The sequence below is a fragment of the Nocardia sp. CY41 genome (genome assembly GCF_009829325.1).
In the GTDB taxonomy this organism is placed as follows: Bacteria; Actinomycetota; Actinomycetes; order Mycobacteriales; family Mycobacteriaceae; genus Nocardia.
In genome coordinates this window covers 1-12330 of record NZ_VUOS01000061.1, presented here as the reverse complement: position 1 = coordinate 12330, position 12330 = coordinate 1, and the positions used below count along the sequence as shown (strand labels likewise).

Below are 12330 nucleotides of genomic sequence, written 5' to 3'. Positions count from 1 at the left end.
GCCGAGGTGACAACGGTGTACAAGGAGGCGAACGTGGATGTCACCGACTCAGGCCTGGTGCTGCGCCCCAGCCTCACTCACGTACGCAAGAGTCCCGGCTTCCTGGCCTTGGAACGCGGCAAATAGTCCGGTCAGTGCCCATCAGGCAACGGAAGGCGCACGCCGCCGATCGGGTCGAGCAGGATTCCCCCCTGCTCGACCCTGGTCCGGATCATCGCCGCACCACCCACCCAGGCCAATGTCACACCGAGGATGGGTTTCGAGGCGACGCGCCTAGCCCATCGCCTTGACCAAGAGCGTCGTGGTCGGGTCGACATCCTCAGCCCAAGCAAGGGTCGGCAAGTCCGCGCCCTCCAATCCCGTGAGCTCGAGAGCGGCTTGCCCGGACAGATGGGCCGAGTTGATTGACTGGCCGTTGGCGATCGCAGCATAGAACTGGGCCGCATAGTTGATCGCGTCACCGTCACTGATCTCGTCGGCCATGCCGATCGCGAACGGCGCAACCTCGGCCACCAGATCCTCGATCTGGGCAGCGGACTTGCACGAGTTCAACAGCACCAGCAGCGGCGGCGTGTCGGTGGCCTTCACCGCGCGGGCGAACGCACGAGCAGTCACAGCTATACCGATATGACGCGCGTCCTCGTCAGCCTCGAACTCGATGAAGTCCTCGTTGCTATGACCCGAGAAATGGACCACATGAGGGCGGAACTTGGTGATTCCGTCGAGCAGATCAGCCGTTGTCGCCGCAGTGCGCACGTCGAACTCGATCTGATCGCGACCGAGCGCGGATTCGACAGCGGAGCGGATCCGCTGCTGCTCACGGCCCACTCGCAAATCTCCCTTGGACGCGGCGCCGAGCAGCAGCACACGAAGCTTCTCGGGCTTGGGCGCGGGCAGCTGCCGAAGCACATGCTCGACAGCTGTCTCCGTTTGGGCAATCCGAGATTCGAACGCGGCTTGCTGGCGAGCAGCCTGCTGCTCGTCGCGCTTGCGCTTACGCTCGGCAGCGTCAGCCTCGGACTTACGTTTACGTTCGGCCGCGGCAGTCTCAGATGCTTCGGCCTTGCCGTCTGTGTGGCCTGACAGCACGCCGACGCAACATCGCGCCACGCGGAAATGGAACTGAATGAGCCCAGCCAGCTGTTTTACAAACGTATAATCTGCTGGTGGGGTATGAGTGGCCCTCTTGGGCACTGGAAGCGCTCGCGAGGCTCGGTGTCGAGCCGCACGAGGTGATGCGGGTACTGACCGGTCCCGGCCGGCGCTGGCCGCGTCCAGTGCGAGGCAAGGGCGACCTACCCGCCTTGATGGTCATCGGACGGACCGAGACCGGCCAAGTGCTGGCGATCGTGGTACGGCCGGTGACGCAGTGGGACCACCAGATCATCGGCGTCCGGCCCGTGACCGGTGACCTATTGGCACAGTTCGAACAATGGGAAGAAGGCCCACGATGACCAAACGGGACGAATACCCGCAGACCGCCGAGGAAGCCGACGAGTTCCTCGACAGCCTGACCTTCGACGACGACGCGACAGTGCCGCAACTGCCCGGACCAGAAGCCCCCGTCACGGTGCTCCGCGCCGTTCGCATCCCCGTTGAGATGGACCAGCGAATCCGGCACGAAGCCGAAACCCGCGGAGTGTCCATGTCCGACCTCATCCGCGACTGGCTCGCGATCGAACTGGCCGCACTCAACGAGGACGACACCCCCATCAGTCGCGCAGACGCCCAGCGAGCCCTCACCGCAGCGCTCGCCAACCTCCACCCACTGCAGCGGCCAGCCTGACCAGACATCGCCGAAAACGGTGAGCTCGTATCTGTCGGCGCCCCGAAGACCGGGTTGCGCCGACCGCTCAAGCTGACCGGCCCGCAGTAGGTCCTAGTCGATCCGCTTTGACCAAGTCCAGAACTATTCTCCCCCGACGATTGGCCCAGCCGGCCAGAGTTCCATGAGCTGTGCCGGGGTGTGAGGGGCACGGTAAGCGGCATGAAGAACCTCTCGCGCCAAAGCGTCCGACGCTGAGTCGGCCAGCCGCACGAACCAGTCGATGCCAGCGGAGTATGACCAGAGGTAGGAGCGCAGAAGGACGTTGGAGCCGCGGTCTGTCAGCAGGTCTGCAATCTGTGTGTCGGTCCAGAAGGGAACATAGCGCCGAGCCTGGTCCGCGAGCTCGGAAAGCGGCTCACCGTTGGCCAGGGCAATGTGCAGTTGCCCCCTAACCAGCTGCTGATAATGATCGAGACGCACCCGAGCTGTAAGTTGCTCATCGTCCGCCGCCACGAAGAGCGGCAGGGCTTGGGCCAATCCCTCGAAGAGGGTCTGACTCGGGGCGTGTACGGCCTGCAGACGGATCCACGGCACGTCTTGCTGAGCGCAGTGTGCTGAGATGCTGGCGAATTGCAGCGCGTGGCCCAGCACTTCATGGAGCGCAAACTGGCGGGCCAAGACCTTGGTGAAGCGGGCGTTTCTGCGATTGATCCGCAACCGGGTCTTCTGGCCGGCACCATCGAGCCAGTAACTCCAGTAAACGTCCAGGTCAGTGGACTCGATGCTGAGCTCATAGTCCGCTGTCGAGCCGGTCGCGTTCCGGACTGATGTCTCAAGCTCGGTGGCGGAATCGCGAATAGCGCCCTCAATGTCAGAGCCGTCCAGGATCTCCTCGACGGCCATCAGATCGCTGACTGACTTCGGTCCCCACTCGATGCCGACCGCATTCAGGTGGCGTTGCGCGCGCTCACGATGAGCGTGCAGATAGTCCTCTGACCAGCCACGGGGAGCGCTACCTTGGGTCCGCAGAACATACTGCTCCAGCGGCTCATGTTGGCCAAGCAGCGCGCTGCAGTAGGAGATATCGGCGTCGATTCGCGTCGCCAGCGCTGTCTCTCCCGTTGCGGACGCCACATTCTTCAGGTCAATCAGCTGGTGAAGCGCATCAAGGCGGTTCTCGACAGCAGGGACCTCGGCGTCTGTTGGGAAGCAGTCGTAGTCGATTACAGGGTGTGCGCCACGCTCGACCTCGTAGCGGTTCCATGCGCGCAGAACACGCTCAGCGGTGTCACGCAACTCCCTGTTCACGGTCAAACTCCCAACGTAATGTCACCGACTGATTCGGCTGAAGGTAATCCCTTGTAAGCGTGACTGCGATGTCGTCGCCGTCGTAGTCCCACAGTAGGTCTTCTGTTGCGCTGTTGATCGCGCCCCCAGGCTGGACTTCCTCGCCCGAACAGGTGAGCAGCTTGTGAATCCCCTTCTGCCGAAGATTGATAGTGAATCGTCGGGTGTACCGCACCATCTCCTGCCGCCAGTAGTAGTGATCTACGAATCGGCCGCCGGTGCAGGCGTAGCTGATCATTCCAGTCTCGCCAGGCAGGATCGCTGGCGAGACCTGGCAGGAGAATTTGGCCATCGTCGGGGCGTTATGAGTGCGCTCGATCGAGATCTGACGGTGGTCCCGACGAAGGGGATCAATAGACAGCCCACCATCGTCGGCGTACTCAAACCAAAGTTCTCGTGCGACGCGAGTCAGCGGCACATCCGACATGTTGAAAACATCGTGGGTGTAAACGATCCGGGCATCGCCGTTCTCGTCGATGTCGAGGTCGATCCGCAAGTCCAGCTCGACGACGTTCCCAACCAGGCTGGCCAGCTGCACGGTTTCGATGGGGTTGAGGCGAAGGACCTTCGACAGTGCGGCAAGCTTCTTGCCGATCCTGCGTGCATCCTCTGGGAGATCCGCGTCATCGAAATCGCTCACTGCATCCGGCAGCTTCGGCGTTGAGACGGCAGTCATCGGCAGCCGAACAGGCCCCCATCCGGTCACGCTTGTGTCGCGTGTCTCAAGCGCTGTTGCGACAGCCTCAACGAGTTGCCCGCGCCCAAACTCGTTGCGGGCGCGGCGCTTCAATCGATCCGCCGCCAGCTCAACAGGGGCAAACAGCTCTTCGGCTGTCCATCCAGGGAACATGCTCTCAAGAATGCGGCAATGGTGTCCGCGCGGAACGCCATTCAGGTTCCCGGCGAGCCACTTGTAGTACTGCCCCCGAGTGGGTGGAGCGGCTTGCCCACCACTGACGTTCAAGGCGCTGGCGTGCTTCTTGTACTCCTCAGCGAAAGCGGAGTGCGCGTGCAGGTGCTGTTCCTGCAGAAGGACTTTGAGAGCAGTGGTCGTCATGGCTGTCGCCTTCTACGCGCCGAGGGAGTGAAGTGCGTTCTCTCAGAGGATTTTACGCAAAAGGCGACAAAAAGAGACTCAAAGAGCCAAAAGCGTGTCACCGGGGCGACGAAAAGCGACTCTGACCTGGCTGATCGTTGATGCATGGCTTCGAACCCCCTCGTACACCTGACAGTCGACTGGCGCGCCCAATGATCGCGTTCCCGCCTCCCTCTGCCCACACCGAAGAGATTTCGTGGCATGGAGGGGTTGGTCACCGGCTCCAGTCACCTGGCACTGGATGCGTTGCCTCCCCCGACCTGTTGTGCCCACCCCATGTTATGTGTCAACATGTATACATCAATACACCCGAGACGGGATCGAAGAAATGAAGGCGAATGATTTTCGAAACACACATGTCAGAGCGGCTGTGTCTACATGCGAACATGTTGGACATGCCACCGCGTTCGAAGCCCGCGTCCGAGCAGCGCAGGAACCAGCCGCTGACCGGGATTCGGCTGGACCCGGAGACCGACCACACTCTGCGAGTCAAACTGGCCCAGGAGCACCTGACCAAGCAGGCCGTGTTGGAAACCCTCATCCGCACCTGGCTGCTGCCTCCCGAACTGCTCACCGAACTTGGACTGGACAAGCTGATCGACATTTCCGCGCTGCGAGCCGAGTTGGTGACCCGCAAGATCCTGGAAAAGTAGTCAGCCCAATCGCATGCCCAGCTCCCAGTGCCCATACTGGGGGGATTTCGCGCCGTGGATGGCTTGGGCGGATGGGCGGTGCGCGATGAGCAACCGCCTGGAACTTGAGGAGCTCAGCGAGCGCGTGGACGCAGCGCTGTCCGCCGAGGTCCGAGAAAAACTCGGCCCCAACGGTCTCGCTGCAATCAAGGAGCTGGTGTTTCTGCACCGGCAGGGTGTGGTCGACGCCGTGACTGAAGACGGTGAGTGGAACTTCTATGTCGCCGAGCAACCGTGGACAAGCAACGGGTCTCGCACCTGCCCTGGCGAATTCCCCAACGGTTGCTAACCGCCGTCAACTCCCGACACGCCGAGCGCTGCGATGACGGTGCAATGGAAGGCGTTCGGTTCGGCCAGGGCAGGGATTGTTTCAGCGCGCGATGCCCGCGGTCGTGGAGCCGCCCCGAATCGATTGCCCAGTAAATCAAACTGTCAACAGTCTAAACGGTTAACCCGAGGGCCGAGCGCCATGAACATGCCCGGGCCTCTCCCCACCCGCATCTCGTCCCAAGGATGTCCCCGATGAAGATCGCCTTGCCGAAGAAGAAGTCCACCGAGCTGCCTGCGGTGCTCGAGAAGCGCGTCCAGGAGGCGCGCACGGTGCTGGCCCATCAGCACGATCCGGCGCTCATCGATGCGCTGTCCGAGCGGGAGCTGGCCGAGGACCGGGCACTGGCCGAGGCTGTGCGCGATCACCAGCGCAAAGACCAGCAGGCCCGGCTGGACTCGGCGGCGGCCGCGGCGGAGCGGACCCGTAGCACCGTGGCCGCGCTGGCGGACCGTGAAGCCGAGGAGCTGCTTTTGGCGCAGCGCGCCATCAGTGAGGCGCGGCGTGCCACCAGCCCGCAATCGGTTCTCGCGCACCTCTACAAGCGCCGCACTCTGGTGCTGCGCATCCTGACCGTCGTCATGATCGCCGCGATGGCCTACAGCGCGGTCACCGTGCAGCACAACATCGCCCCTGACGGCAAGGACAACCCGCTGTTCTGGCTGTCCTTCGCCCTGGAGGGTCTGATCAGCGGTGTGCTGATCGCGATCATGCTTTCCACCAGCGACACGGCCCAGTGGATCCGCATCGACGAGAAGGACGTCTGGAAGACCCACGTGACCGAGGGCGTTCTGCTGGTCCTGACTGTCGGGCTCAACACCTTCCCGTTTCTGCATTGGGGCGACAACAAGGGTGTCGACGTCTATGGCGTCGGTGTGCACGCGATCGCGCCGATCATGATGGGCGTCGCGCTGGCGACTCATGACCGGGTGTCCAAGCGCTATGGCCAAGCGATCGCCGCGGTGGCCGAGACCATCTCCGAGACCGACGAAATCGCCAAGCGGCTGGCCGAGCTGACGCGGATGACCGCCGAGCCGGCGACCGCCTTCGCGCCCACAGCTCCGGTCGCGCACCACCGGGCCGCCGAGCGCGTCGACCTCTCCTCCCCCGCGCTCGAGGAGACTGCGCCTGATGTCGATCGCGCGCTGGCCTCGATCGCGCGCGCGGCGCTCGACTCCGCATGCGACAAGGATCTGGCGTCGAGCGCGCGCGACACCAACAATCCGTCGCGCGCGCGCGACATGTCGAGCGCGCGCGACGATCAGAACCTGTCGAGCGCGCGCGATACCGAGGAATCGTCGAGCGCGCGCGACGAAGTGTCGATCGCGATCGACGCCCAGTCGTTCGCGCGTGACATCGCCTCCGACACCGTCGAAACAGACCGCGCGCGACCCGCGCGCGACCCGCGCGCGACGACGGGTAAGGACACCGCTGCCTCTGCTGTCGTTCTGGCCGCGGTCGAGTCGATCGTCGACCACGCGGGCGACGAGAACGCCCAGGCCCTGGTCAACACCGATGCCGTGGTCGACAACGAGGTGTCGCGCGTCGATCACTTGCCCTCCGACCAGGGTATTGACGCTGTGTCGATCGTCGATCGTGAGGACGCCGTCGCGCGCGAGGAAGACGAGGAGAACGACGCCGCCGACACGGCCGCGATCGACCGGCGCGCGATGGTTTCGCTGGTTCGTCCCGCGCCCGCACCGTCAGCGGGGCGCACCGTCGCGCGCGGGTCGCGCGCGGGTCGCGCGCCGGTCGCGCGTCAGGCCTCGGTGACCGGCGCGCTCGCGCATGCCGAGCAGGCCGCCCCGCAGACTTCGCGGCGTCGGGTCAACGCCAAGGTCGGCCCGTTCACTCGCGAGCTGTCCCGTGGCGAGGCGATGAAGCTCGCGGGCGCCGTCATCGAGCGCGGCCTGTCGAAACAGCCCGTCGATGTACTGTCTCGGATCTACGAGGCCGCCTCTCAGCCCCAGACGACCGCCAACTCCATCGCGGTAGCGATGGGACTGACGCACTCCACCGTCGGCCGCGCGATCGCGGCCGCCAACAAGGTCTCCGGCCCTCGCTCCCTCTGAGAAGGACACCGCATGAACTGGGAACAAAACGAGGTGCTCATGCGCAACCTCATCAAGCAGCTGCACGCCGAACAGTCTGAGCACTCCGAGCAGTCTTGGGAGACTCATCGCGATCGCCTCAAAACCGCGCGAACGGCGTTGCACGAGCTTTACTCCTCCACGGTCGACGGCATCGACAACTTCGCGTTCATGTCGGCACTCGACGAGGATCAGATTCTGCGGATGCTCGAGATGCTTCCTCTCCTACGCGAGCACCTCGACAACATGGAGATCGAGCTCCTGGACGCCGCGAGGCACGCCGGCGTCTCCTGGGAAGCGATCAACACCATCTACGCCCCCATCCCCGCGGCCGCCGCAAAGGCCCGCTACGTCGAGCTGGCGATGCGGGTCTACGGCAGCTCAGTCGTCGGTCCCACGAACGACACCAACGCATGAGGAGGGCGCGCAGGGCCGCCAGGACGAGCAGCTCGGTGACGGCACGGCGCACTACTGCGCGCCGTGCCGTGCAGGTGTGCACTTTCAGATCCGGAATGAGGCCTGATACAACAGCTCTCAGGGCTCTGACCACGCCCAGCATGTACAGCCCGCTGCATCCACACACCCAGTGTGGGTGCGTGTCGCAAACGGCTTTTTCCGTGCGACTGTGGTGGGGTGAGAACAACGAACGGCCGCTCAGCGACCCATTCGACCGAAGCAAGACAGCAAGAAACCCCGGTCTCCCATCGTTTGGCCGCGAAAGAGATCCGGGGTTCCCGTTACCCAAGCTGGGTGCGAAACCTCAAATGAGGGCCCGCGTGTATGACCATACAGCCCCGCTCGGACATCGTCCGAACGGACCGGGTCATTTTCACAGGGCGTGTCGCATTCCGGCTCTGACCAGAAGGACACCAGAGACGATGTGCCACCCGGCACCCCGAGCAAAACGATCGACAGTCGCGTCGAGTACGCTCCGCGGCCATCTCGTAGACCATGCATCGGATCACGTCCGGCGCGCGGGGCATGCGGCCGTTACCCGCCTGCCCCGCTGCCGCCAGAACTCCGGTTGTGCGCCAGGACATTCCGTCACCCACTAGAGGAGCGCTGACCTGACCAATACCTAACTTCACCCTCAGTTCAGCTGTGGTGTGACCCACCAAATCGCGCCAACGATTGGTCTCACCCGCTGTCCTCGAAAGACGCCTGCAAATCGCAGATGCGTCCCTCTTTTGTGTCCTCGAAAGGACTGCTCTTTTGCAAAGCAGGTCCCATGGTAAAGCACGTCCGCATCCGGGCGCGACGCTCATCGTCGAGAAAGTTCGCCACCGCGCGGGTATCGACGATGACGCGACCGCCCTTGAGCAGACGATCGCCGAGCTCAACGCCACCCAACGTGGCAACAGCTGGTCGTTGCCGGTCCCTTCCGGCGCCGAGGCCGCCACGCCGGTGTGGCACGGTCCGGAGCATTGGATCGAGACCGTGCGCGTCCTGCTGGGCACCGAGCGCGGGCGGCAGCTGGTCACCAAGCACCACACCAACGCCGACACCGTCGCCATCGTCGCCGGCGAGCTCGCCGCGCACGCCGATGGCCTCACCGGACGCGGTGTCACCGTCTCTGACGCCACCCTCTGCGACGAGATCGGCTTCAAGATCAAGACAATTCGCCGCGCGCGCTATGTGCTGCGGGATCTGGGTCTGGCGCGCTCGCTGGCCACCGGCCGGCCTCTGAGCCTTGTCGAGCAGGCCGCGGCCTGGCTGCACCACGGTGGCGCCCAGACCAAGGCAGCGTCGGTGTGGGCGCTGATGATCCCCCGCGAAGCCGCCGCCGTCGCCCGCCCGCTCACCCCGCGCCGCAAGTCCGCGTCGCTGGGACGGCTCAGCCGCGCCGTACACGCCGCATCGGCGGCCCCCACCGCCGCGCCGTCGACGCCGGATCGGCCCGTGGGACCACCTACTACAAACCTCTCTCGTAGAGAGGTTTGTTCTGTAGCGAATTACTCACCAAGCGCGCACGAGCGCGACGGAAAAAAGTCGAAAAAATCGAGGAGAGGCAGGGAAAAGGGCCCGCGACCACTGCATCTACAGCTCGCTGCGGCTGAGACCGTGCACCGCATGCCCAGCTTGAACCGCGGGCAGTGGACCAGCACGCCGGGCTCGGGGTCGTATGTGCGGCTTCCCGGCGCGCACATCGGCCGGATCGCGGATCTGATCGCCGAGGCCGGCATCGACACCACCCGCTGGACCGGTCGCGCCATAGCTGGCCGTTTGACCCGCTACATGGCCGATCAGGGCTACAGCTGGCCGAATCGGATCACCAACCCGGGCGGGTTCCTGCGGTCGCTGCTGTGGGCCGTGGACTGGACCGAGCAGACCCCGACGGTGTCCGCGGCCGTGGTGCGGGAACGCCGTCGCGAGCTGCAGCGCCAGGAGGAGCTCGAGCAGCAGCAGCGCCAAGCCGAGCGGGCCCGTATCGCCGCCCAGGAACGCCTGGAAGCGGCCCGGAAGGTCGCCGAGAAGGCCCACAGCGGCGAGTGCGGTCTCTGCCACGACACCGGCTGGATCACCGCATTCGGTGAGGGCGACCCGATCGAGCCGATGCGGTGCCTCTGCCCCGGCCTGGACCGCCCAGCCCTGGATCTTGCCGCGCCGTCGGATCCGATGGCCCCGACTCCGGAGCAGCTCGTCGTCGATGCGGTGTCCTCGAAGGTCGAGATCGAGGATCAGCCCGGGGCGGAACTCGACGCTGCCGCGGGTGAGACGTGCCTGATGTGCTCGTCGGCGCCTGGGACGGTTCGGACGTCGATGGCGTCGCGGCCGGTGGTCTGCGATCCGTGCTGGCACGCCGCCGGATTCGATGGGGTGCCCAGCTGCGAGGACCACGCCGCCGCTGTCTGACATGCCCCTGGCCAAAACATCTAACAGTAGAAAATTCCCAACTTATAGACGTTTAACAGTTTAAACTGTTAAGTAGAAGGAAAGCAACCGGAAGGGAAGCCGAGACCATGATCAGCAACTGGAACTCCGCCTACGAGGCCCTCCGCAAGGAACTCCTCGATCTCATCGAGGAATCCGACACCCGAGGCATGAGCGAGAACTGGGACCTGATCCGCCGCGACGGCTACCCGGTGGCCAGCGCCGTAGTCCACAACGCGCAACGCTGCACCGTCCTGGCTCGCACCGCCCGCCGTGTGGCCGCCGACGAGCGTGACGCGCAGCTGGTCCGCGCTGCCGAGCGCATCGCCGAGATTGCCGAAGAACTCAACCGCATCGCCTGACGGGGCAAGGAGCAACGCATTGGAACAGAATCCGGAGTCCCGCGCCATCCGCGAAGCCCTGGCGGTCATCAACCGCTGCTTCGCCGACGACGCCGACAAGTTCGAAAGCGACCACCAGCTCGCTCTCGAGGCCATCGAGACGATCTTGCGCAAAGCGGCTCCCCGCGACTGACCACCCGGCAGAACACATCGAAATCAACAGGGAGAGAACCTAAATGGACACCGAAACGACTGCACCAGGCCTCATCGACTTCGAGGATCTCGCGGCCACCGACCCCGCCCTTGCCGCCGCGGCCCAGTGGTACAAGGGCCTGATCCTGATCGGCGCCGAGCACGAGCGCGGCTATCCCTGCTGGGTGGGAAAATTCCCGCACATGGTCGACGAGTGGGAGGAATGGTCGGTCAGCATCGGCCGCGACCGCGAGACCAAGGAGTGGCACATCGAAGTGTCGACGAACGAGCTGGCGGCAGACCAGTTGTCCAACGCGGGCGCTGAGGGCCTGATCACCACAATCCGCGCCGCTCAGGCCGCACAGCGCGCCATGGACGCCGGATATTTCTTCCTCGGCCGATAACCACGCCCCCGTGCCCCCTGTGCAGTCATCTGCACAGGGGGCACGCCACAACTCACCAACCTCTCCGAGACGGGGGACGAACACCAATGGGCAACCGCGCCAACATCTTCCTGGTGGACACAGCAGACACGGACATCGAGCCCGTGCTCGGCATCTACCTCTACACGCAACACAAGGGCCAGGACTGGCCGGAACGCCTGCGCCAGGCGCTGATCACCGGTCCCGCACGCCTTCGCTGGGAAGATCCGCAGTACCTCGCCCGCATCCTGATCGACCAGCTCTTCTCCGACCTGCGAGACGAGGAGGCCGGCGGCGTCTCCACCAAGCTGGGGGACAACGACCACCCGATCACGATCGTGGACCTGACCGCCGCCCGCGTCCACTGGGCCAAGGCCGGAGACGAGCAGCACCGAGACCGGTGGACCGGGTCTCTGGGATTCGCCGAGTTCGTCACGCGGGGCCGGGCGGAATACCCCACCTTGTGAGCCCCCACCGGGGGCGCGCCGTGCACTCGGCCGAGTTGCCGACCGCGGCTGCGGACGCGCATACTTCTCCCCAGGGGAAGGAAGAAAAGAATGTAACGAAAACCGGCTAAGAAATGGAAATTAGGCGGAAAATACCTTATTATTGTAGATAGCAACCCGCAAGGAGAGGGAGGAACGGGCAATGGCCGCAGTCGACAAGCTCGACAACATCGAAACGGTGACTACTCGCCTGCGCGAGTACGATCTGGTGCTGCTCGATCAGGCGATCGCGCGGTGGAAGATGGAAATCGGCTCGCGGAAGATCGACGTTGGTATCGCATTGAACGCCGCAGTGCTTATGATCCTTCGCGCGGACAACGAAGAATTGGTCCGAGAGTACGCCGCATCGAAGGGATACGCGGAGGACAAGGTCGCCCAGATGATCAAGGCGCACAAGTTCTTCATGGACGAGTTCTTCGACGTGCTGGAGGAAGTGGTCGAGACGCGGAAGCGGTTGGACGGACGAATCAAGTCCAACAAGAAGATCGCGTAGGAATAAATCGTGCGGGTTGGAAGAAAGTCCGGGAAACAACGTGACAAAACTCCAGCCCGCACACTATACTAGAGCTATGACCAGGGATAACGCGAGAAAAACCCACCACCACCGAAAGGGAAGATTACCATGGGAAAGAATGATAGAAAAAAGGCAAGAAAGGAAGAAAGTAGTTATAGGAACA

General features: G+C 63.9%; 15 protein-coding genes. 12 read left to right on the top strand and 3 right to left on the bottom strand.

Annotated features, from left to right (window positions below; translation table 11 throughout):
* Positions 1-273 precede the first annotated feature (273 nt).
* The gene (locus GVY64_RS35650) at positions 274-1089 is read right to left on the bottom strand and encodes a CHAT domain-containing protein (RefSeq protein ID WP_236567517.1); all 816 of its coding nucleotides are present in this window, start codon (positions 1087-1089) and stop codon (positions 274-276) included.
* Positions 1090-1166: 77 nt separating this feature from the next.
* Between GVY64_RS35650 and GVY64_RS35645 the strand changes: the two genes are divergently transcribed.
* Positions 1167-1454: a hypothetical protein gene (locus tag GVY64_RS35645; RefSeq protein WP_159850934.1), complete on the top strand. Its 288-nt coding sequence runs from the start codon at positions 1167-1169 to the stop codon at positions 1452-1454.
* Positions 1451-1786, top strand: coding sequence for a ribbon-helix-helix protein, CopG family (locus GVY64_RS35640; RefSeq protein ID WP_159850932.1), 336 nt, complete (start codon positions 1451-1453; stop codon positions 1784-1786). The genes GVY64_RS35645 and GVY64_RS35640 overlap by 4 nt, the downstream gene beginning before the upstream one ends.
* 123 nt (positions 1787-1909) lie before the next feature.
* Here GVY64_RS35640 and GVY64_RS35635 read toward each other — a convergent pair whose 3' ends face one another.
* Positions 1910-3076 carry a hypothetical protein gene (locus GVY64_RS35635; RefSeq protein ID WP_201298316.1) on the bottom strand — a complete coding sequence of 389 codons (1167 nt, stop codon included), beginning with the start codon at positions 3074-3076 and terminating at the stop codon, positions 1910-1912.
* Entirely contained in the window at positions 3057-4172 is a 1116-nt protein-coding gene (locus GVY64_RS35630) for a hypothetical protein (RefSeq protein ID WP_159850930.1), read from the bottom strand. The genes GVY64_RS35635 and GVY64_RS35630 overlap by 20 nt, the downstream gene beginning before the upstream one ends.
* A 434-nt stretch (positions 4173-4606) precedes the next feature.
* Here GVY64_RS35630 and GVY64_RS35625 point away from each other — a divergent pair, with 434 nt between their 5' ends.
* The 10 genes from GVY64_RS35625 to GVY64_RS35580 all read left to right on the top strand — a co-directional run bounded on the left by GVY64_RS35625 (position 4607) and on the right by GVY64_RS35580 (position 12146).
* The gene (locus tag GVY64_RS35625; protein ID WP_159850928.1) at positions 4607-4864 is read left to right on the top strand and encodes a hypothetical protein; all 258 of its coding nucleotides are present in this window, start codon (positions 4607-4609) and stop codon (positions 4862-4864) included.
* Positions 4865-4949: 85 nt separating this feature from the next.
* A complete protein-coding gene (locus tag GVY64_RS35620; protein ID WP_159850926.1) occupies positions 4950-5192 on the top strand; it encodes a hypothetical protein in 243 nt (80 codons plus the stop codon).
* Positions 5193-5425: 233 nt separating this feature from the next.
* The gene (locus GVY64_RS35615; RefSeq protein WP_159850924.1) at positions 5426-7303 is read left to right on the top strand and encodes a hypothetical protein; all 1878 of its coding nucleotides are present in this window, start codon (positions 5426-5428) and stop codon (positions 7301-7303) included.
* Positions 7304-7315: 12 nt separating this feature from the next.
* Complete coding sequence (locus GVY64_RS35610) at positions 7316-7738, top strand: hypothetical protein (RefSeq protein ID WP_159850922.1); 423 nt, start codon at positions 7316-7318, stop codon at positions 7736-7738.
* Between the two features lie 795 nt (positions 7739-8533).
* Positions 8534-10174, top strand: coding sequence for a hypothetical protein (locus GVY64_RS35605; RefSeq protein WP_159850920.1), 1641 nt, complete (start codon positions 8534-8536; stop codon positions 10172-10174).
* 107 nt (positions 10175-10281) lie between these two features.
* Entirely contained in the window at positions 10282-10554 is a 273-nt protein-coding gene (locus GVY64_RS35600) for a hypothetical protein (protein ID WP_159850918.1), read from the top strand.
* A gap of 19 nt (positions 10555-10573) precedes the next feature.
* Positions 10574-10726 (top strand): hypothetical protein, encoded by a 153-nt coding sequence (locus GVY64_RS35595; RefSeq protein ID WP_159850916.1) that lies wholly within the window; start codon positions 10574-10576, stop codon positions 10724-10726.
* A 43-nt stretch (positions 10727-10769) separates the two neighbouring features.
* Positions 10770-11129, top strand: coding sequence for a hypothetical protein (locus tag GVY64_RS35590; protein ID WP_159850914.1), 360 nt, complete (start codon positions 10770-10772; stop codon positions 11127-11129).
* Between the two features lie 113 nt (positions 11130-11242).
* Entirely contained in the window at positions 11243-11614 is a 372-nt protein-coding gene (locus GVY64_RS35585; protein ID WP_159850912.1) for a hypothetical protein, read from the top strand.
* 181 nt (positions 11615-11795) lie between these two features.
* Positions 11796-12146: a hypothetical protein gene (locus GVY64_RS35580; protein WP_159850910.1), complete on the top strand. Its 351-nt coding sequence runs from the start codon at positions 11796-11798 to the stop codon at positions 12144-12146.
* Positions 12147-12330: the final 184 nt, after the last annotated feature.

What these genes read in the sequence shown, in the direction of transcription:
- GVY64_RS35640 (WP_159850932.1), top strand. Translation starts at nt 1,451, where the DNA reads ATGACCAAACGGGACGAATACCCGCAGACCGCCGAGGAAGCCGACGAG.
- GVY64_RS35630 (WP_159850930.1), bottom strand. Translation starts at nt 4,172, where the DNA reads ATGACGACCACTGCTCTCAAAGTCCTTCTGCAGGAACAGCACCTGCAC.
- GVY64_RS35625 (WP_159850928.1), top strand. Translation starts at nt 4,607, where the DNA reads ATGCCACCGCGTTCGAAGCCCGCGTCCGAGCAGCGCAGGAACCAGCCG.
- GVY64_RS35620 (WP_159850926.1), top strand. Translation starts at nt 4,950, where the DNA reads ATGAGCAACCGCCTGGAACTTGAGGAGCTCAGCGAGCGCGTGGACGCA.
- GVY64_RS35615 (WP_159850924.1), top strand. Translation starts at nt 5,426, where the DNA reads ATGAAGATCGCCTTGCCGAAGAAGAAGTCCACCGAGCTGCCTGCGGTG.
- GVY64_RS35610 (WP_159850922.1), top strand. Translation starts at nt 7,316, where the DNA reads ATGAACTGGGAACAAAACGAGGTGCTCATGCGCAACCTCATCAAGCAG.
- GVY64_RS35600 (WP_159850918.1), top strand. Translation starts at nt 10,282, where the DNA reads ATGATCAGCAACTGGAACTCCGCCTACGAGGCCCTCCGCAAGGAACTC.
- GVY64_RS35590 (WP_159850914.1), top strand. Translation starts at nt 10,770, where the DNA reads ATGGACACCGAAACGACTGCACCAGGCCTCATCGACTTCGAGGATCTC.
- GVY64_RS35580 (WP_159850910.1), top strand. Translation starts at nt 11,796, where the DNA reads ATGGCCGCAGTCGACAAGCTCGACAACATCGAAACGGTGACTACTCGC.